The following is a 20,179-nucleotide window of genomic DNA, read 5'->3' as shown; positions in this document are numbered from 1 at the left end:
CGGCCGCATGACGGCGGAAGTGAGGAACCATGACGACGCATACACCATCTGCCCGGTGCCCCCGCCTGCCCGATCACGCCTCGGGAGCACCATGAGTGCCGATGCGGAACGGCTGCTGGCCGGCCGGTATCTCCTCGTCGAACAGCTCGGCCGCGGCGGGATGGGCACCGTGTGGCGGGCGCAGGATCAGGTGCTCAGCCGTGAGGTGGCGGTGAAGGAACTGACGGTCAGCGGCCTGCCGCACGAGGAGCTCGCGGTGCTGCACGCCCGCATGGAGCAGGAGGCACGGGCCGCGGCGCGGGTCAAACACCCGGGGGTCGTCACCGTATTCGATGTGCTGGAAGAGGACGGTCGACCTTGGATCGTGATGGAGCTGATCGACGGCCAGTCACTCGCCGACGTCATTGCCACCGAGGGGACGCTGCTGCCACGGGACGCGGCGCGACTCGGAGCGCAGTTGCTGTCGGCACTGGACCGGGCGCACCAGCTCGGGGTTCTCCACCGGGACGTCAAACCGGCCAACGTGCTGCTTGAGCGCGGCGGCCGGGTGGTGCTGGGCGATTTCGGCATCGCCGTCATGGGGGGTTCCAGCGGCCTGACGCGCACCGGCGACGTCGTCGGTTCGCCGGACTACCTCGCCCCGGAGCGTGCCATGGGCCACCGGCCGGGTCCGGAGTCCGATCTGTGGTCGCTCGGTGTGACGCTGTACGCCGCGGTGGAGGGGCAGTCACCGTTCCGCCGCACCACGACGATGAGCACCTTGCAGGCGGTGGTCGCCGAGGAGCTTCCGGAACCCCGGCACGCGGGCCCGCTGGCCCCGGTCATAGAAGCACTGCTTCGCAAGGACCCGAACGAGCGGGTCACAGCCGAGCAGGCCCAGCGGATGCTGGGCGATGTGGCGGCCGGGCTACCGGTGAGCGCGCCCGGGGCGGCGGAGCATCCGCCCACGCAGGTGGCGCCGCCGACGGACAGCGGTGGCAAGGAGCGCTTCGCCCCGGAAGCGACCCGAACGCCACCGCACACGCCGGTGCCGCCCTACGCGTTGGGCGACCGGGCCGGGTCCGGTCAGGCGGCATACGACGAGCATCGGGCGGCCACCCCGCCGACCGTACGGGTGGCCTCCGCCGACCACGACGACCATCCGGGCGGCGCGGGCGACGGTCGGCGCAGACGGCGCAAGTCGCTGCTGATCGCCGGGGCCGCACTGGCCGCGGTACTGGCGGGCGGCGGCGCAGCCGCGGTGATGACCCTCGGCTCCCGGGACACCCCGCAGCCCGCGCCCGCCATCTCGCAGAGCATTGTCACCCGGACGGCCACCCAGCACCCTCCCAGCCGGGCCGGCGAGATCCCGGCACCGGCACGATCCAGCCCCGCACCGACATCAGTCCCACCGACCGCCACAAACGCCACGACCGCCACGACCGCACCCGCCCAGCAGGTCGTCGAGGACTACTTCGCTGCCGTCAACGCCAAGGACTACGCGCGCGCATGGGACCTCGGGGGGAAGAACCTGGGCGGCACCTACGACTCCTACGTCAAGGGCCTCTCCACCACCGTCTCCGATACGGTCACCGTCGAGTCCGTCTCCGGGGACACCGTGGGCGTGCGGCTCGACGCGCTGCAGACGGACGGCACGCACAAGTTCTTCGCGGGCACGTACACCGTTGGCCATGGCACCATCGTCACGGCCGACGTCGACACGCAATGACGCGTCGCTAGGACTCCTTCTTCCTGGCCCGGCTCGGCTGCACCCGCAGGGGCTCCCCGGGCATCTTGGGGTAGTCCGGCGGGTACGGCATGTCGCCCAGCTCGTGTTCGTGCTCGTCGCGGGCGGCCAGTTCGAGGAGCGGCTCCAGGCCGAAGGCGTGGTCCTCCATGTCCGCGTGGACGTCTCCCACCTCGGCGTACCGCGCGGGCATGGTCTTCAGGTCGAAGTCCTCGGGGTGGACGCCGTCGAGCTCGTCCCAGCGCAGCGGCGCGGAGACCGGGGCGTGCGGCTTGGGGCGGACCGAGTAGGCGGAGGCGATGGTGCGGTCGCGGGCCGTCTGGTTGTAGTCCACGAAGATCCGCTCGCCGCGCTCCTCCTTCCACCACGCGGTGGTGACCTTCCCCGCCATGCGCCGCTCCAGCTCGCGCCCGAGGGCGATGGCGCAGCGGCGCACCTCGGTGAAGGTCCAGCGGGGCTCGATCGGGACGAAGACGTGGATGCCGCGGCCGCCGGACGTCTTGGGCCAGCCCCTGATGCCCGACTCGTCGAGCAGGGCGCGCAGTTCGTGGGCGACCGGGACCGCGTCGTCGAAGTCGGTGCCGGGCTGGGGGTCCAGGTCGATGCGGAGTTCGTCCGGGTGGTCGGTGGCCGCGCGCCGCACCGGCCACGGGTGGAAGGTGAGACAGCCCAGGTTGGCGGCCCACAGGACGGCGGCGGGCTCGGTCGGGCAGATCTCGTCGGCGTGGCGGCCGCTGGGGAAGGAGATACGGGCGGTCGGGATCCACTCGGGCAGGTTCTTGGGGGCGCGCTTCTGGAAGAAGGACTCGCCGTCGACGCCGTCCGGGTAGCGCTCCAGAGTGGTCGGGCGGTCGCGCAGGGCGCGGGTGATCCCGTCGGCGACGGCCAGGTAGTACGTGGCCACGTCCAGCTTGGTGTAGCCGCGCTCCGGGAAGTACACCTTGTTCGGGTTGGACAGCCGGACGGCGCGTCCGGCCACGTCCAGCTCGATGGCCTCGCCGTTGCTCGTGCCCATGCAGGCCACGGTAGGCGTGAGCAGCAAATGGCGCATATCGGCACAGTCCGGTGAGAATCAATGGCATGGATCTGCCGGTGATGCCGCCCATGAAGCCGATGCTCGCCAAGTCGGTCGCCAGGATTCCGCCCGGGATGCAGTACGAGGCGAAGTGGGACGGCTTCCGTGCGATCGTGCACCGCGACGGCGACGAGATCGTCATCGGCAGCCGCAACGGCAAGCCGCTGACCCGCTACTTCCCCGAGCTCGCCGAGGCCCTCAAGGAGCGGCTGCCGCAGCGCTGTGTGGTGGACGGCGAGATCGTCATCGTCCACGAGGGCCGCCTCGACTTCGACCGGCTCACCGAGCGCATCCACCCGGCCGCCTCCCGGGTGAACCTGCTGGCCGAGCGGACCCCGGCCAGCTTCGTCGCATTCGACCTGCTGGCCCTCGGGGACGACTCGCTGCTGGACACCCCGCTGAGCGAGCGCCGGGCGGCCCTGACCGGGGCCCTGGAGGGCGTCACGGCGCCGGTGCACCTGGCGCCCGCCACAACGGACGCCGAAGAGGCCCAGGAGTGGTTCGAGCGGTATGAGGGCGCCGGGCTCGACGGGGTGGTGGCCAAGCCGCTCGATCTGCGCTACCGCCCGGACGCCCGGCTGATGTACAAGATCAAGCACGAGCGCACGGCCGACGTGGTGGTGGCGGGCTACCGCTTCCACAAGAGCGGTCCGGTCGTCGGATCGCTCCTGCTCGGCCTGTACGAGGGCTCCGGCGCCCTCCAGCACGTCGGCGTCTGCGCGGCCTTCCCGATGAGGCGGCGGGCCGAGCTCGTCGAGGAGCTGGCGCCGCTCCTGATGGACGACCCGGTGGGCGGCGGGCACCCCTGGGCGGCCTGGCTGGACGCGTCCGCCCACGAGGGCGCCCGGCTGCCGGGGGCGCAGAGCCGCTGGACCGGCAAGAAGGACCTTTCGTGGGTGGCGCTGCGCCCGGAGCGGGTGTGCGAGGTGGCCTACGACCACATGGAGGGCGACCGCTTCCGGCACACCGCCCAGTTCCGCCGCTGGCGCCCGGACCGGTCCCCCGGCAGCTGTACGTACACCCAGCTGGAGGAACCGGTCCGCTACGACCTGACGGAGGTGCTGTCGGGCGGGTGACCGGCGCGCTCACCCGTCGCGGCGGGCGATCACCCGGTACGCGTTGGAGAACCGCGTCCGCCGCACCAGCGGGTTGAGCAGCTGGTCGAGTCCGTACACCGCGATCAGCACCGGCACGGCCGCCCACACCAGCGCGAACCGGACGGCTCGTGCGGCGCGGCCGGGGCGGCGGCCCCGCCAGGGTGCGTCGTCGCGCGGCAGCAGCCGGTCGAAGAGGAACCAGGTGGCGCACACCAGGTCGGCGGGGATGTGGGCGTCGCGCCGCTCGGCCACCACGACGGTGAAGCCGAGGTCGCGCAGCCGTCGGCACAGATTGCCCATCGGGACGAGGTTCAGGTGCTGGGGCTGGAACCAGGGCAGCCAGAGTCGGCCAAGCAGCCGCCCCGACAGCGACTCGGGGTCGGGGACCTCGATCAGCAGATGGCCGCCGGGGGCCAACGCCGTGTGCGCGGCGGCGAGTTCGCGGTGCGGGTCGAGGGTGTGCTCCAGGTAGTGGAACATGCTGACCGCGTCATAGCGGCCCGCCATCTCGTCGGCGACGTCCACGAAAAGGCCCCGGTAGGCCTCCTCGATCCGGCCCTCCTTGGCCGCGAGCTCGACGCCCTCGCCCATGTCGAGACCGTCGAACCCGGTGTCGGGCAGCACTTCTTTGGCGGTGGCGCAGAAGTGGCCGAGCGAGGTGCCGACGTCCAGCCACCGGCCGGGCAGGGCGACGCGCCGCAGCGCCCGGGCGCTGCGGCGGAACCGCTTCTTGCTGCCGTTGCCCTCGAACATCTTGGCGGTGGTCTCCGCGCCGAGGCCGTCGTAGAAGTCCCGGTAGTAGAAGTCCAGGCCCTCCTGGCTCAGCCTCGGGTTCTGGAAGATGTGACCGCAACCGCGGCACTGGTCGAGGACGAACTCGCCGGGCTTGCCCTGGATGAGGTCCGTGGTGCGGAACTTGCGGCGCAGGTCCGTGCCCAGGCACCACGGGCAGTCGGTGCGCGCCGGCAGGAAGAAGCGGCCCGTGCCACGGGCCAGCTCGTCCTGGTACGACGGGCGGAGGGCGGCGATCCGTTCACTGTCGGGCATGTGCGTCCCTCTCGGTCGGGCTCTGTCGGGGGTGTCCTGCGACGGGTGCTGCGGCGGCGAGCTTCTCGAGGTGCGTGGCGGCGGCCGACTCGCCGCCGGCCGCGCGGAACGCGTCCCGGATGCGTCGGGCCGCGTCCCGGTAGCCGGGCTCGGTCACCACCGCGTCCAGGGCCGCGCCGATCTGCTCGCGCCCCGCCCGCGCGAACTTCACCCTCACCCCGGCCCCGGCGCCCACCACTTGGGCCGCCACGACCGGCTGGTCGTCCCGGATCGGCGCCACCACCAGCGGCACCCCGTGCCACAGCGCCTCGGTGACGGTGTTGTGCCCCGCGTGGCAGACGACCGCCGACATCCGCTCAAGCAGGGCGACTTGCGGCAGCTCCGCCCTGATCAGCACATCGGGGCCGGGCGGTATCGCCCCGAGCAGCCCGCCGGGGTCGCAGACCACCGCCCGCAGCCGGCCGGTGCGGGCGCGTACCGCCGCGACGCTCTCGGTGAGGAAGCGGCCGCCCGCATCCGTGTTGGCCGTCCCCAGCGTGATCAGGACCGCCGCCGTCCCCGGCGCCAGGTCCAGCCACTGCCAGGGGAAGTCCCCGCAGGCGGAGCGCCGGGCGGCCAGCGCCGGCCCGACGAAGCGCAGATCCGTCTGAGGTGTGGTGTACGGGCCGGTCAGCTCCGGGGTGGTGAAGGCGAGGGTGAGGGCCGGGGAGAAGCGCGGGTCGTGGGTGGCGGCCGGATCGCCGATGCGTTGCCTCAGCTCGCCGAGCAGCCCGGTGAGCCAGCTGTGCACGCCCGGCATTCCGGCCATGCTGTCGGTGAGTTCGGCCGAGGTGGTCGACGAGGTCGCGAAGGGCACCCCGAGCCGCTCCGCCACCAGGGCGCCCGCCACGGTCTGCTGGTCGGCCACCACCACGTCCGGCCGGAACGCGGCGATCGCCGCCGCCACCCCGGGCGCCATCGCCTCGGCGAGCGGGCCGAGGAAGTCGGCCCACAGGAACTTCAGCGCCGCCACTCCGCGCAGCTGCGGCGGCCGTCCCGCGAGGTGGTCGGGCCCGGCACACCCGTACACCCGGGGCCGCTCCCCCGCCAGCCGCTCGACGATCGCCGGCCGCCCCGCCCACGCCACTTCGTGGCCCCGCGCGGTCAGCTCGGCGGCGACGGCGGCGGCCGGGTTGATGTGGCCGGTCAGCGGCGGCACCACGAACAGGAAGCGGCTCACCGGACCGGCCCCGGTCCACTGGGCTCGGGCGCGGCCCCGGCGTGCTCGCGGACCCAGTCCAGGGCGAGCCGCCCGACCGCGTCGGAGGCCTCGACCAGGACCGAGTGCTTCTGCCCCGGCACCACCGCGACCCGGCAGCGCGGCAGCAGCGACCGCAGCCGGGCGGACTCGGCAGCCACCAGCCCCTCCTGCCCGTTGACCAGCAGCACCGGACAGCGCACCCCGCCCAGCTGTTCGTCGGTGAGCACCCGTCCGGTGGGCATGTCCTCGGCGATGGTGGTGGAGCGTACGAGCCGGGCGGCGGCCCGGCCGAGGCGGCGGATGTGCGCGTCGTGGCGGGCGTCGCCGGTCCGGGTCGAGGAAAGCGTCCCGTACTGCTCGGTGAACCACACCAGCGCCTCATCGTCCCCCATGTCCCCGGCGTGGCGCAGGGCGGACGTCATCGTGTGCGACCAGGCCCGGCTGGCGGGCCCCGACTCGACCACGGTGACGGTGGCGACGCGATCGGGCCGGTGGACGACGAAGTCGAGGGCGACCGTGCCGCCGAAGGAGTTGCCGACGAGGTGGACGGGGTGGGCGATGCCCAGTTCATCGAGCAGTGCGTCGAGATCGGCGGTGAAGTGCTCCAGGGCGTAGCCGCTGGGCGGGCGTTCGCTGCGGCCGTGCCCCCGCAGGTCGTACATGACTGCGTCGAACCCGGCCTCGGCGAACTTGGGGCCGAGGGTGAAGTAGTAGCTGGCGAGGCTGTCGATGAAGGCGCCGTGTACGAACACCACGGTCGCGTCCGGCCGTCGGTCGGGCGGGCGCAGCCGCTGGACGTGCAGGCCGAGACCGTTCGCGCGGATCATGACCATGGAGCGGCTCCCGCTTCCGGGGCCGTGCCGAGGCTGCGCAGGACATGGTCGACGAGCCGTCCGACGGACAGCGCGATGACCTCGTCGATCTCCAGAGAGGCCACGAACTCGGCGAAGTTGACCTGTTCGCCGTACCGCTCCTGGAGGTGTCCGGACAGCATGACGAGATCGATGCTCTCCAGCTCCAGATCGTCGCCGAACAGGGTCTCGGGGCGGATGTCGGCGGGGTCGGGGGCGTAGTCCCCGAGCACCTCCACGATCAGCCCGGCGATCTCGGCCAGAACCTGCTCCTCGTCCGGCGGGGCGAGCGGGACGGGGCCGGGCAGCCGTTCGCTGGTGGTCACTGGGTGTTCTCCTTGAGGGTCGTCGCAGACGTGGTCCAGGCCACGACATGGGTGGGGTCGACGAGCGTGCAATGGACGTGGTGGCGGCGGCCGTCGACGGTGACGGTGAGGGAGCCGGGGGCCGCACCGGTCACTTGGAAGGCGTGCGGCCGCCCGCCGAACCCGGTGCCCTCCGCCTTGGCGGCGGCCTCCTTGGCCGCCCAGAACCGGGTGAACCACAGGGCCTCGGACTCCCCGGTCCCGGTGACGAGCCGGTCCAGGAGGCCGAGTTCGCGGGGGCCGAGGGCGACGCGGCGGGTCTGGGGGGTGCGGTCCGTGATCTCTTCGATGTCGATGCCGACACCGGTGTCGTACGGATACGGGCCGGGCCCGGCCGGGCGTACGAGTGCGACCGCGAGGTCGCCCCGGTGGGCGAGGGACAGGTCGAGCGCCGGGAGCGTACGGCCGTGCACCCCCACGGCACGGGGCCGCCCCGACTCCTCGTTCACGATCTCGATCTCGGCCGGGAACACCGCGCCCTCGCCGCGCTCCCACAGCCACCGCCGTACCGCGTCCTTGGCGGCGATCCGGCCGAGCAGCCACTGCCGACGGCCACGCGGCGGCTTCGTCTCGTACGCCTCGCGCTCGGCCCGGCCGAGCTGCATGCGCATCAGCAGGTCGCGGGAGGCCAGGTCAGGCCACGCGTCCCGCAGCAGGCACCAGCCGCCGGGCTGGGCCTCGGCGAGGGCGAGGTGTTCCGGATAGCCGCCGGACCTGCGTGCGTCGAGCCCGGAGAACCGGCGGTCGCGCCAGCCGGCGAGCTCCGCCCACACCGTCCCGTCGGGCAGGGTGAGCCGGACGTCGGCGAGGAGGGTGTCCTCGGTGAGCGAGGTGATGACGGCGTGGCAGTCGACGGGGGTGCCGCTGGGCGGGGGCGGCCCGAAGAAGCGGGCCGCCGCCAGGGCGACGGGGAAGATCACCGTCCGGGTGGGGTGGGTCGACATCAGCCAGTAGCCCAGGAGTTGGCCCACGTTGTCGAGGAGCGCGCCCGGCGCGGACGGCGTGGTGATCGTGCCCCGGACGTGGCCGGGCCCGAGCCCTCGCAGCGCGGTGACGCCCTGGAAGGCGGGCCCGTGGAACATCCACCGGTCCTCGTACAGCTGGGCCGCCGCGATGCCGGGCGGGCGCTCGTCGGCCGCGTCCAGCGGTGGCGCGGGCGGCGGGGCCGGGTAGGCGGGGGCCAGGTGGACGCTCGCGCGGGCGTACGGCCCGAACGCGACGGCCCACCGTCCGGGACCGTCCGGCCGGGCGGTGATCGTCACGTCCACGGCCGGGATGGCGTTGACCCACTTCTCCAGCCGCACGTCATGGACGGCGACGGCCCGTTGCCCGGGCACGGCCCGCTCGGCGGCGGCCATCAGATGGTGCAGGACGGTGGTGGCGGGCACGACCGGATGCCGGTCGGCGGGATCGGGCCAGCCGGGCCGCTGCGGGAAGAAGCAGTGGTCGAGGAGGTAGGGCATGTCGGCGGTGGACACGCGGAGTCGGGTGCGGTGCTCGGGGGGTGGTGCAGGCGTGTCGGGTGCGGGCGCTCTCTGCGGTGCGGCCGGTGTGCCGGTGGTCGGCCTCGGCGGGGCCGTCGCCGCCTCCAGTACGGCCTTCACGCTGTCCGCCGTCTCCCGCATCAGCGCGTCGAGCTCTGCGGCGACGGGGTGGCGGCGGGTGAGCGAGTCTCCCAACAGGCCCGTGGATACGGAGTGTTCGGCCCCTGCCCCGGTACGGGGACTCAGCTCGGCACGTAACTCGTCCAGGCGGTGGGGGTCGAGGGGGACCAGCGCGGCTCCGAGGTCGAGGGGGATCGGGGCGGCGGAGGAGCGCGGCCCGTCCGGCCGGGCGGGGGAGAGCGCGTACCCCTCCGCCCACAGCCCCGCCTCCACCCGCAGCAGCTGCGCGAGTCCGCCGCGCCGGGGCGAGTTGGCGGACAGCGTGAGGTGGTCGCGGGTCTTGAGGGTGTCGTCGATCAGCGAGGTCAGTCGGCCCGTGCCCACCTGGACGAAGGCCCGGAAACCCGCCGCGTACATGGCGTCGACGAGCGGCCGGAACCGTACCGGCTCCAGGAGGTGGCGGACGAACAGGGCGCGGACCTCGTCGGGGTCGGCCGGGAACGGCGCCGCCGTGGTGCCGGACCAGACCGGGACCCGCTGCGGAAGGATCTCCGCCGCGTCCACACCCCGCTTCATGGGGCCCAGGTACGGGGCGAGCATCGGCGTGTGGAAGCCGGAGCGGAACGGGAGCACCTGGCAGATCAGGCGCTCGGCCCGGAGCTTCGCCGCGAACTCCTCGACCGGCCGCTCCGGGCCGCACACCATCGACTGGCCGGGCGAGTTGTCGTGCGAGAGGACGAGATCGGGCCAGTCGGTGAGCGCCTCGGCCACCCGGGCCGCCGGGGCGCCGATCGCCGCGAACGCCAGGCCCGGCACCCGGAGCGAGTCGGGGTCGAAGGAGGCGAAGAAGTCGTCGGCCTTGCCGGCCGCGAACATGCCGCCCGCGATCATCGCCGTCCACTCCCCGACGCTGTGTCCGGCGACCCCGTCGGGCCGGACGCCGAGCGCGCGCAGGGCCTCGTCGAGGACCCGGCCGACGCGGAGGACGCCGAGCCCGTGCCGGGCGACGTCGGTCGCCTCGGTGTACGCACGGCCCGGCAGCCGCAGCCCGTAGTGCTCGGCCACCTCGTCCACCCGGGGCGCGAACTCGGCCTCCAGACCGGGGAAGACGAACGCCACCTTGCCCCCGCCCGCCTTCCCCAGCAGCGGACGCGGGGCGAACCACACGTCGCTGCGGCCGCGCCACGGGCGACCCTGGGCCACCGCACGACGGGCGAGCGCCAGCCGCTTGGCGGTCGGATCGACGACGCCGAGCCGGGCGGCGGGGTTTTCCGGGGTGTCCTGCGGATACGGGGCGGCGCCCCGCTCCCGTACCGTCGCGTCGTCCGCGTCCAGGAGCCGCGCCAGGCCCTCCGCCGTACCGGCGCTCAGGCGCAGCACCCGCTCCGGTTCGCGCACGGCCGCCCGGCGTGGGGCCGGCACGGCTCCCGGTGCCTGCTCAAGCACCACATGGGCGTTGATCCCGCCGAACCCGAACGCGTTGACGGCGGCCCGGCGCAGCGGCCCCTCCCACGGGCGGGCGACCGCCGCCGGGCGGAACCGGGTGCGGGCGAGGGCGGGGTGCGGATCGTCGCAGTGCAGGGTCGGCAGCAGGGTCGCGTGGTGCACGGCGAGGGCCGCCTTCACCAGTCCGGCGACGCCCGCCGCGGGCATGCAGTGTCCGATCATCGACTTCACCGAGCCGATGACGGGCGCGGCCGGGCCGTCCGCGCCAGGCCCGAACACCGCGGCCAGTGTTGCCAGTTCGGCCGCGTCGCCCGCCGGGGTGCCGGTGCCGTGCGCTTCGAGGAGGCCGAGGGAGCCGGGGCCGCGCGGGTCGAGGCCCGCCGCTCGCCAGGCCTGCCGGACCGCTCGGGTCTGGCCGCCCGGGTCGGGGTTCATCAGCCCGGCGGCGCGGCCGTCGCCCGCGACGCCGGTGCCACGGATCACCGCGTACACGCGGTCGCCGTCGCGTTCGGCGTCCGCGAGGCGCTTGAGGGCGACGACACCGGTGCCCTCGCCGATGAGGATGCCGTCGGCCGCCGCGTGGAAGGGGCGGCTGCGCTGACTCGGCGAGAGGGCGCGCAGCTGGGCGAAGACGCTCCACAGCGTGATGTCGTGGCAGTGGTGGACGCCGCCCGCGAGCATCAGGTCGCAGCGGCCCGAGGCCAGTTCGCCGACCGCCTGGTCGACCGCGATCAGCGAGGACGCGCAGGCCGCGTCCACCGTGTACGCCGGGCCCCGCAGGTCCAGGCGGTTGGCGATGCGGGACGCCGCCAGGTTGGGGACGAGCCCGATGGCCGACTCCGGGTGCTCGGGCCCCAGCGTCTCGGTGAAGGCGGCCCGTACCCGGTCGAGCTGGTCCGGCGCGAGGTGGGGCAGCAGCTCGCCCAGGGTGTGCGTCAACTGGTGTGCGGTGCGCACCCGTTGGTCGAGCCGGACGAGGCCCGGGTTGAGGTAGCCGCCCCGGCCCAGGACCACCCCGACCCGGCCGCGCTCGGGCAGCCGCTCCTCGCCGCCCGCGTCCGCGATCGCCCGGGACGCGACCGAGAGCGCGATGAGCTGGTCGGGCTCGGTGCCCGCGACCGAGCTCGGCATGATGCCGAAGCGGGCGGCGTCGACCTCGGCGAGGCCGTCCACGAAGCCGCCGCGCCGGCAGTAGATCCGGTCGGCGGCGCCGCCGGGGTCGCCGGGCCGGTAGTAGACCGGGTCCCAGCGCCCCTCGGGCACCTCCCGTACGGCGTCCACACCGTCGACGAGGTTGCGCCAGTACGCGTCCAGGTCCTTGGCGCCGGGCAGCAGGACGGCCATACCGACGATGGCGACGGGGACTTGACGCTCCCCCACGGTTTGCCTGTCGTCGGCCATCTCACCAGCCCGATGCCGTGTAGACGACGGACGTGGCCGACACGTCGCCCCAGGCCAGCTCCCGCAGCAGGGCGAGCGCCCCCTCCTCGCGGTCGATGAGGGCCACACCGCGCCGGGCGTACTCGCGGGCGAGGTGCGGGGTGACCATGCCGCCGTGCACTCCGGACGGCGCCCACGGCCCCCAGTGCACGGTCAGCGCCCGCCGCCCGGTGCGCCGCGCCGCCCACCGCTCGCCGAGGCCCGCGAGCGCGTCGTTGGCGGCGGCGTAGTCGCACTGTCCCCGGTTGCCGAGTACGGCGGAGACGCTGCCGAACAGCACGGCCGTCCGGGGGCCGTGGGGGAGCTGGGAGGCGGCGTCGAGCAGCGCGCGGGCGCCGTCCACCTTCGTCGCGTACACCCGCCGGAACGACTCGGGGTCCTTCTCCTCGATGAGCCGGTCCTCGATCACGCCCGCCGCGTACACCACCACGTCGATGCGCCCGTGCTCCGCCTGGATCTCCTTGACTGCCTGGGCCACGGCCCCGCCGTCGCACATGTCGGCGACGCGGTACGCGGCGGGGCTGCCGAGCCGCCCCAACCGGTCAAGGGTGTGGGCGACTTCACGGCTCGCGAGGACGTTCCTGACCTCGCGCTCGATGGCGGCGGGGGCCAGGTCGCCCCGGGCGGCGAGCAGCGCCCGCAGCCCGGCCGCGTCGCCGGCTCCCGCGAGCTCCGGGTCCTCGGGTGCGGCGGGCAGCGGGGTCCTGCCGAGGAGCTCGATCCGGCAGTGGGAGGCCGCCGCGAGCGCCAGGGCGAAGTCGGCGGTGATCCCGCGCGCGCCACCGGCGAGCACGACGACGGAGTCCCGGTCGAGCCCGAGCGCCGCCGCTTCGGCGGCCCCGTCCCCGGCGGGTCCGGCCCCGGTCCGCGCCAGAGCGCCGAGGCCGCGCTCCACGAGCGCGTGCCCGTACCGCCCGGCGGCGGTGCGCACGACGACGGGGGCACGGTCCTCGGCGTACAGCTCGGCCAGCAGGAAGTCGGCCCGCTGCCCGGCCGTGGCCGCCGGGTCGAGGTCGACGACACGGGCGGCGACGTCGTCGTACTCCCGCCCGATGGTCCGGAACAGCCCGTGCAGGCCCGCCCCCGCGTCCTCTCCGGCGCCGGGCGCGGTCCTGCCGCAGATCAGCCAGCGGGGTCCGAGGCGCAGGGCGGCCCGGAACACCTCGAAGGCCCCGGGGAGCAGCGCCCCGCCACCGTCGGCCGGGGCCGCGGGGACGACGGCCCCCAGGTGGAAGACCCCGTCGAGGGGGCCGTCTGCCGGGTCGAGCCGCCGGCCGGTGTCGTACGCGAGAGCCTCCGCGCCCCTGTCCACCAGCCGGGCCGCCAGCTCCTCTGCGGTGGCACCGCCCCCGAGCAGGGCGAAGCGCCTGCCGTGGAGGGAGGCGTCCGGCGGGGTGGGCGGCAGTTCGAGGGGGGTCTCCTCAAGGAGGAAGCGGCGCGGGGCGACGCCGTGGACCGGATCGGGTCCGGCAATCGCGGGCTGGGGCTCGGGCTTCGGCTCCGCCGGAGTCTCATGCCCGGTGATCCACGCCGTGATCGCGGCGACCGTCCTGGCCCGCGACAGCTCCTCCATCTCCGCGTCGTCGAACGTACGGGTCCCCGCGAGGTGGCGGGCCAGCTCGCCGACGATCTCGGTGCGCTTGATGGAGTCGATGCTCAGATCCGCTTCGAGGTCCAGATCGGGTTCGATCATGTCGGCCGGATAGCCGGTGCGTTCGCTGATGACGGTGAGCACGGCCTGCTCGATGTCCACCACGACCGGGCGCGGAGCCTCGGCGGGCGGAGCCTCCTCGGACACGGCCAGGAGAACGGCCTGCGGAGCGGCGTCCGTACGAGGAGGGACCGGCGGCGGGGAGGCGGCTGCGCCCGTCGCCCCCAAGTGCGTGAGCAGGACGTCCCGTTGGGCCGCGACCAGCTCGCGCGTCGTGCGCAGGAAGTCCGCGATGAGGTCATGCTGGGCATCGCTGTCGCGCGTCACCGTGCTCGTCTCCAGACTGACCCGTCGGGCCGGTTGCAGGGCTCCGGGCAGCAGGTCGCCGGAGCGGGTGCGGACCAGTTGGCCGTCCACGGTCCAGCCGGGCGGCTCCGGCCGCGCCGTGACCGCGCCCCGGCCCTGGAGGAGCCGCCCGGCGCGTACCGGCACACCCGCGACCGCGAGCCGCGCCAGCGACTCCAGCAGGCCGCGCAGCCCGGCGCCGGGGCGGGGCTCGCAGGCGACCGCCAGGTGCGGGCGGTCGCCCAGGATCTGACCGACGAGGCCGGTGAGCACCGCGCCCGGGCCCGCCTCGACGAAGACCCTCGCCCCCGCCGCGTACATCGCCTCGACCTGCTCGGCGAACCGCACCGGGGATCCGATCTGCGCGGCCAGTTCGGCGCGTACGCCATCGGGCCGGGCCGGATAGACGGCGGCCGTCCGGTTGGCCCAGACCGGGAACTCCGGCGCCCTGACCGTGTGCCGGGCCAGGACCGGGGCGAACCGCTCGCCCGCACCGGCGACCAGCGGGCTGTGGAAGGCGCAGGCGACCGGGATGCGCCGCACGTGGTGGCCCGCGCCCCGGAGGTGGTCCATCGCCTCGTCCACCAGGGCGGTGGGGCCGGAGACGATGGTCTGCCGGGGGCCGTTGCGGTTGGCGGCGACGACCCGGTCTCTCAGCCCCGCCCCGGTGAGGACGCGCTCCACGTCGGCGGGGGCGGCCGTGACCGCCGCCATGGCGCCGGGGTCCTCCCCGAGCGAATCCAGGATCGACCCGGCCCGGCGGGCGCTCAGATCGAGCAGCGCGTCCGGGGTCAGGGCTCCGGCGGCCGCCAGGGCCACGAGTTCCCCGTAGGAGTGCCCGCCCGCCATGTCGGGCCGTACGCCTGCCCAATCCAGCACATGACTCGCCGTCAGCTCGACTATTCCCAGGGCCGGTTGAGCCATCCGGGTGTCCTTCAGAGCCTCCTGCTGGCGGTCGTCCGCGCCCGGGCCGAAGGCCTTCGGCGGATAGAGCGCATGGGCGTACGCCCCGCCTTGCCGCACCAGTTGCGCGGCCTCCGGGAACGCGACGAGGAGCTCGGCGAGCATGCCGGGCCGCTGGCTGCCCTGGCCGGGGAAGAGGAAGGCGACCTTGGGGCCGGCTCCGAGGGCGCTGTCCCCGGGCCCGTCCGTCCCGGGCGTGCCCGTCCCGAGCCCGCCCGACTCGGACCCGTCCGTCCCGGGCCCGTCGGCCAGATACACCCCCCGCCCCCGCTCCCCGGCCCCCGCCTTCCGCAGGAGCCCACGCAGCTCGTCCACGCTCTCCGCGACGACAGCGATCCGCACCGGTCCCGGCCGGGTTTCGGCGCGCCGGGACGCCACCAGCGCCGCGTCCCGCAGCCGCAGGCCCGTGCCCGGCTCACCCGGCTCACCCGGCTCACCCAGCGCGCCCAGCAGCCACTGCGCCTCCCGTCCGGCCGCCGCCGTGTCGGCGCCCCGGAACAGGAACAGTTCGGCCGGCCATGCCTCGTACCCCTGGGCCGGTGGCGCGTCCGCGTCGTGGGCGGTGAGCACCGCGTGGAAGTTGGTGCCGCCGAAGCCGAACGCGCTGACCCCGGCGATCCGTTCGGCCACCGGGGCCGCCCACGGCCGGGCCTCGGTGTGGAAGGCGAAGGGGCTGGTCGCGGGGTCCCAGGCCGCGTTCGGCTGCTGGAGGTGGAGCGTGGGCGGGGTGATTCCGGTGTGCAGGGCCATCGCCGCCTTGATCAGGCCCGCCAGGCCCGCCGCGCACTTGGTGTGGCCCAGCTGGGACTTGACCGAGCCGAGGGCGCAGCCGCCCGGCGCCGCGCCCGACTCGGTGAAAACGGCGGTCAGCGTGGCCAGTTCGGTGCGGTCGCCGACCACGGTCCCGGTGCCGTGCGCCTCGACCAGGCCGACCCGGGCGGGCGACACTCCGGCCGCCCGGTACGCCCGTTCCAGCGCGGCCCGCTGGCCCTCGGGCCGGGGCGCGGTGAGCCCGAGGGAGCGGCCGTCGCTCGCGCTGCCGATGCCCTTGACCACGGCGTAGACGCGGTCGCCGTCCCGCTCGGCGTCGGCCAGGCGCTTCAGCGCGACGCAGGCCACGCCCTCGCCGAGCACGGTGCCGTCGGCGGAGGCGTCGAACGTACGGGAGCGACCGGTCGGGGAGAGGGCGCGCACCGACGAGAACAGCAGGTAGTCGTTGATCCCGTTGTGCAGATCGGCGCCGCCGCAGAGCACCAACTCGCTGGTGCCGGAGGCGAGTTCCTTGCAGGCCACGTCGAGCGCGGCGAGCGAGGAGGCGCAGGCCGCGTCGACCGTGTAGTTGGCGCCGCCGAGGTCGAGGCGGTTGGCGATCCGGCCCGCGATGACATTGGCGAGCATGCCGGGGAAGGAGTCCTCGGTGAGCGTCGGCAACTGCTCCTCGACGGCGGCCGGAATCTCCCCCAGATAGGCGGGCAGGACCGTGCGCAGGGTGGTCGCGCCGGACAGGTCGCTGCCCGACTCGGCCCCGAAGACCACGGACGTACGGGAGCGGTCGAAGGGCCGGTCGCCGTACCCGGCGTCCTCCAGCGCCCGCCGGGCCGCTTCGAGGGCGAGCAGCTGCACGGGCTCGATGCTGCCGAGCGAGGCGGGCGGGATGCCGTACGCGAACGGGTCGAAGGGGATCGGCGGCAGGAAGCCTCCCCACCGCGACGCGGTCGTACCGGCGCGCTCCCCCGTGGCGTCGTGGTAGATCTCCGGGTCCCAGCGGTCGGCGGGGACTTCGGTGACCGCGTCGACGCCGCCGACGACGTTCGCCCAGTACGTCGCCAGATCGGGGGCCTGCGGAAACATGCAGGCCATGCCCACGACAGCGATGTCGAGCGGCTGCGCGGCGGGCTCCTCGACGACGTCCTCGGCCGTGCCGGGGGCTTCGTCCAGCTCGGCCGCGCGCCGCCCGGCGAAGGCGGCGGCGCCCCGGCTCACGGCGTCGTGCAGCGCGCCGACGGTCGTGGCCGCCGAGCGCAGCACGGCCACCTCCCCGGCCATGAACATCCCGGCGTCCAGCTGGCGTTGCTCGGAGACGGGCCGCAGCTCGCCGCCCTCCCGCTCGACCCCCTTGCTGGCGATCCGCAGCCGCCCGATGTTCAGCCGCTCCAGCTCCTCCCACGCCTGGCGGCCGGGGGTGCCGTCGGCGTGCAGGCGCGCGCGGGCGGCCGCGTAGTCGGCGGTGTACGGGCTGGCGACGCAGCGGGTGGCGTGGCCCGGGGCGCTCTCCAGGAGCGCGGTGGCCCCGGCGGCGATCACCTGGCGCTGGAACACCGGCTGGATCGCGCCGCATTCGACCGCCTCGGCCGTGAAGAGGTACGCGGTGCCCATCAGGACGCCGACCGCGACCCCGCGCGCGGCGAGCGGGGCGGTGAGCGCGGCGGCCATGGCCGAGGAGCGCTCGTCGTGGATGCCGCCCGCGAGCAGTACCTGGAAGTCGCCCGCGGTGCCGGGCGCGCGGGCCACGTACTCCTCGACCACCGTCAGCTGTGCTTCCCAGAGCGGAAAGCTGTTGCGCGGTCCGACATGTCCGCCGCATTCGGCGCCTTCGAAGACAAACCTACGCATGCCCATGTCAATGAACTGGGTGAGCAGCGTGGCTGACGGCACGTGCAGGAACGTCTTGATCCCGGCCGCCTCCAGATCGGCCGCCTGGGAGGGGCGGCCCCCGGCGATGATCGCGTGCGTGGGCCGGACCGCCCGTACGGCCGCCAGCTGTTCCGCCCTGATCCGGCTGTCCGTGAAGCCGAGGATGCCCACGCCCCAGGGCCGTTCGCCCAGTTCGTCGCGGGTCCGTTCGAGGAGGGCGCGGCTCTGCTGGCCGTCGGACAGGGCGAGCGCCAGCATCGGCAGCGCCCCTTCGCGCGCCACGGCCGCCGCGAAGCCCGCCCGGTCGCTGACCCGCGTCATCGGGCCCTGCACGACCGGCAGACGGGTGCCGAGCGCGTCCGCCATCGTGGAGCCCGCCGCCAGGGTCCGCGCCACGGCCGGGTCGCCCACGGCGGCCAGAATGGCCTCGCGCACCCCGCGCACGGCACCGGCCACGGTGCCCCACCGTTCGGCGAACCGGGCGGCGAGGAACCCGTCCTGGCCGACGGGGAGCTGGAGGCCGGTGCGCGCGTTCCGCAGCGCCCGGACGCCGTCGACGACGCTCGTCTCGGACCCGTCCGTCGTGCGCAGTGCGGCCGCCGCCTCGTCCGCGACCCCGGACTCGGCGAGCAGGGCCAGCTGGGTGTCGAGGACGACCCCGGCAGCGCCGCCGACCACGGCCGCCGCCGCCGTACGGGGACCGATGCCCCCGCAGGCCCACACGGGCAGGTCGTACGCCGGGTCGGCGAGCAGCGCCTGGAGGAGGACGAACGTGCCCAGCTCGCCACTGCGGCCACCGCACTCGCTGCCGCGCGCCACGAGCCCGTACGCGCCGTCCGCCGCTGCCCGGCGAGCCTCCTCCCGGTCCCCGACTTCTGCCAACACCCGGCATTCGTCGGCCAGTTGGCTGATCTTCCAGTCCGCGTCGGCGGCGAGCAGCACCACGGACGGAAGGACACCGCCGCACTCCTCGGCCACCTCCTCGGGCGTCAGCGCGCAGGACGGCCCGACCCGGACGGCACACGCGTCCGCCGTCCAGCGCCGTACGCGTGCGAGCGCCTCTCTGGCACGGCGGTCGCCCGCCCCGAGATCCAGCACTCCGAGTCCGCCGGCCTGGCGGACCGCGGCGACCGGACGCGGGTCGGGCAGGCCTAACGGGCTCAATCCGATGACAAGTTCAGGGTTCGGCGCTACGGGCGTCATGAACACTCCGAATCAGACCGATGGAGCTGCGAGGGGGGTGACGGCAGCGGTGAGCGCCGGGGGCTCGGGGCGGCGGGCCCGCCGGACGGCCGGGGGCGGGCCGTCCGGCGGCGCGGGACGCCGGTGGAGCTCGTACCACTGCCGGGAGGTGCGCTGATACGGGGACTTGCGCTGGTGCCGTGACTCGTACCGCTGCCGTGACTTGCGGTGGCGCAGGGTCGCGCGGTGGGGCGGGGACTCTCGACTGGCGCCGCCCGACGGGGAGGACCGGGGCGAGCGTGGTGCGTTGCGGGTCGATGCGGCCGGCTGCCGCCCGGCCGGGGCCGACCTTACCGATCGTGGGGAGCGGCTGCCAGGGCGCCTGGGTCCGGTCGTCGAACTGGCGCCGTCCGCCCGGAAGGCGGGCCCCGGGGCGTCTGGTGCGTGCGATCGCACGGCGGAAGATCGACCGTGTACCGGACGTACTCGGGCGATCCGACAACGCGGCGAACGCGCGTACCGGGCGTCGCGGGGCAGGCGCCGGCTCGACGACAGGACCTGGCGCCCCGCCGCGCCCTCCTCGGCCGTCCCGGTTTCCCCATGGGCTCCCCACCTTCTCTGACGTTCCGTCATATCTGACGTGCCGTCATATTGCAATCGCTGCCGGGCTGTCGGAGTCGGCACGCGATCACGCCCGCCTCCTCGGTCACCGCTGCCCGTACAGCTCCTCGATCTCGTGGGCGTACGCGGCGGCCACCGCCCGCCGCTTGACCTTCAGGGACGGGGTCAGCAGTCCGTTCGCCTCGGTGAACTCCCCCGCCACCAGCCGGAACCGGCGGATCGACTCGGCCCGCGAGTCCGCCTCGTTGGCGTGATCCACGGCCTTCTGGACGTCCGCGATGCGCTCCTGGTCGTCGAGCAGCCGCTCGACGGGGGTGTCCACGAGCCGCTTGCGCACCGCCAGCCAGTACTCAAGGGCCTCCGGGGCGAGGGTGACCAGCGCGGCGACGTACGAGCGGATTACGAACGGTTGTCGCCCACCACCACGCGACCCGGACCTCGCGCACCCCGCCGCCCTCGCGCACGAGCTCCACCCGGGCGCGCCCGGTGAGACCACCACGGCGCACGGCCGTCCTCAGATCCTTCCGTACGCCCATGCGTCGACTCCTCTGCGCGGCTCAGGGCGGAGTGGTACGGAGCACTTGCGGGTGGTGCGGAGAAATTACTGGGACGTCAACTTACCGTCGCGTAACGAGAAATCAATCCCACCGGATCCGCCGAGCCGGGCGGGTGATGGTGGGAGGCTCCGACCGGAGCGCACCTCTTGCCCCGGCCTGGCCCGCGCCCCCGCGCTTCTGGCCCCGGCCGGGGGCCGTCCCTTCACCTGGCCGTTCGTCCTGGCCACCCTGGTCTTCCTGGCGTCGGTCCCGGCGCCGCCGAGGCTGCGGCGCACGGCGGCGCCGGTGCCCGCCGAGCCGGACGGAACCCGCGCGGCGCTGCCCGGCCGAGCCGC

General features: G+C 74.6%; 9 protein-coding genes and 1 pseudogene. 2 read left to right on the top strand and 8 right to left on the bottom strand.

Annotation, left to right across the window (positions count from 1 at the left end; genetic code table 11):
* Positions 1 to 91 precede the first annotated feature (91 nt).
* A complete protein-coding gene (locus ACZ499_RS08325; protein WP_468673280.1) occupies positions 92 to 1,708 on the top strand; it encodes a serine/threonine-protein kinase in 1,617 nt (538 codons plus the stop codon).
* Between the two features lie 7 nt (positions 1,709 to 1,715).
* Here the strand turns inward: ACZ499_RS08325 and ligD are convergent, their stop codons facing one another.
* Positions 1,716 to 2,741, bottom strand: coding sequence for a non-homologous end-joining DNA ligase (ligD, locus tag ACZ499_RS08320; RefSeq protein ID WP_468673279.1), 1,026 nt, complete (start codon positions 2,739 to 2,741; stop codon positions 1,716 to 1,718).
* A gap of 65 nt (positions 2,742 to 2,806) precedes the next feature.
* On the opposite strand from ligD, the gene ACZ499_RS08315 reads away from it, so the two are divergent.
* Positions 2,807 to 3,877, top strand: coding sequence for an ATP-dependent DNA ligase (locus ACZ499_RS08315; protein ID WP_468673278.1), 1,071 nt, complete (start codon positions 2,807 to 2,809; stop codon positions 3,875 to 3,877).
* 9 nt (positions 3,878 to 3,886) lie between these two features.
* On the opposite strand, the gene ACZ499_RS08310 is transcribed toward ACZ499_RS08315, so the two are convergent.
* The 7 genes and pseudogenes from ACZ499_RS08310 to ACZ499_RS08280 form a co-directional block, all read right to left on the bottom strand.
* Positions 3,887 to 4,945: a class I SAM-dependent methyltransferase gene (locus tag ACZ499_RS08310; protein ID WP_468673277.1), complete on the bottom strand. Its 1,059-nt coding sequence runs from the start codon at positions 4,943 to 4,945 to the stop codon at positions 3,887 to 3,889.
* Positions 4,932 to 6,164 carry a glycosyltransferase gene (locus ACZ499_RS08305; protein ID WP_468673276.1) on the bottom strand — a complete coding sequence of 411 codons (1,233 nt, stop codon included), beginning with the start codon at positions 6,162 to 6,164 and terminating at the stop codon, positions 4,932 to 4,934. Before ACZ499_RS08305 ends, ACZ499_RS08310 begins: the two co-directional genes overlap by 14 nt.
* Positions 6,161 to 7,018, bottom strand: coding sequence for an alpha/beta fold hydrolase (locus ACZ499_RS08300; protein WP_468673275.1), 858 nt, complete (start codon positions 7,016 to 7,018; stop codon positions 6,161 to 6,163). The genes ACZ499_RS08305 and ACZ499_RS08300 overlap by 4 nt, the downstream gene beginning before the upstream one ends.
* On the bottom strand, positions 7,009 to 7,362 hold the full coding sequence (locus tag ACZ499_RS08295) for a phosphopantetheine-binding protein (RefSeq protein ID WP_468673274.1): 354 nt from the start codon (positions 7,360 to 7,362) through the stop codon (positions 7,009 to 7,011). Before ACZ499_RS08295 ends, ACZ499_RS08300 begins: the two co-directional genes overlap by 10 nt.
* The gene (locus tag ACZ499_RS08290; RefSeq protein ID WP_468673273.1) at positions 7,359 to 11,852 is read right to left on the bottom strand and encodes a beta-ketoacyl synthase N-terminal-like domain-containing protein; all 4,494 of its coding nucleotides are present in this window, start codon (positions 11,850 to 11,852) and stop codon (positions 7,359 to 7,361) included. The genes ACZ499_RS08295 and ACZ499_RS08290 overlap by 4 nt, the downstream gene beginning before the upstream one ends.
* Before the next feature lies 1 nt (position 11,853).
* Positions 11,854 to 18,687, bottom strand: a complete 6,834-nt coding sequence (locus ACZ499_RS08285; protein WP_468673272.1) for an SDR family NAD(P)-dependent oxidoreductase — start codon at positions 18,685 to 18,687, stop codon at positions 11,854 to 11,856.
* A gap of 685 nt (positions 18,688 to 19,372) precedes the next feature.
* Positions 19,373 to 19,684 (bottom strand): annotated as a pseudogene (locus tag ACZ499_RS08280) (long-chain fatty acid--CoA ligase); the annotation flags it as partial.
* Positions 19,685 to 20,179: the final 495 nt, after the last annotated feature.

The organism is Streptomyces sp. NPDC031265 (assembly GCF_055570295.1).
Note: the sequence above shows the minus strand (reverse complement) of the source record. Positions and strands in the feature narration are given on the sequence as shown.

What these genes read in the sequence shown, in the direction of transcription:
- ACZ499_RS08290 (WP_468673273.1), bottom strand. Translation starts at nt 11,852, where the DNA reads ATGGCCGACGACAGGCAAACCGTGGGGGAGCGTCAAGTCCCCGTCGCC.
- ACZ499_RS08310 (WP_468673277.1), bottom strand. Translation starts at nt 4,945, where the DNA reads ATGCCCGACAGTGAACGGATCGCCGCCCTCCGCCCGTCGTACCAGGAC.
- ACZ499_RS08300 (WP_468673275.1), bottom strand. Translation starts at nt 7,018, where the DNA reads ATGGTCATGATCCGCGCGAACGGTCTCGGCCTGCACGTCCAGCGGCTG.
- ACZ499_RS08315 (WP_468673278.1), top strand. Translation starts at nt 2,807, where the DNA reads ATGGATCTGCCGGTGATGCCGCCCATGAAGCCGATGCTCGCCAAGTCG.
- ACZ499_RS08325 (WP_468673280.1), top strand. Translation starts at nt 92, where the DNA reads ATGAGTGCCGATGCGGAACGGCTGCTGGCCGGCCGGTATCTCCTCGTC.
- ligD (WP_468673279.1), bottom strand. Translation starts at nt 2,741, where the DNA reads ATGGGCACGAGCAACGGCGAGGCCATCGAGCTGGACGTGGCCGGACGC.
- ACZ499_RS08285 (WP_468673272.1), bottom strand. Translation starts at nt 18,687, where the DNA reads ATGACGCCCGTAGCGCCGAACCCTGAACTTGTCATCGGATTGAGCCCG.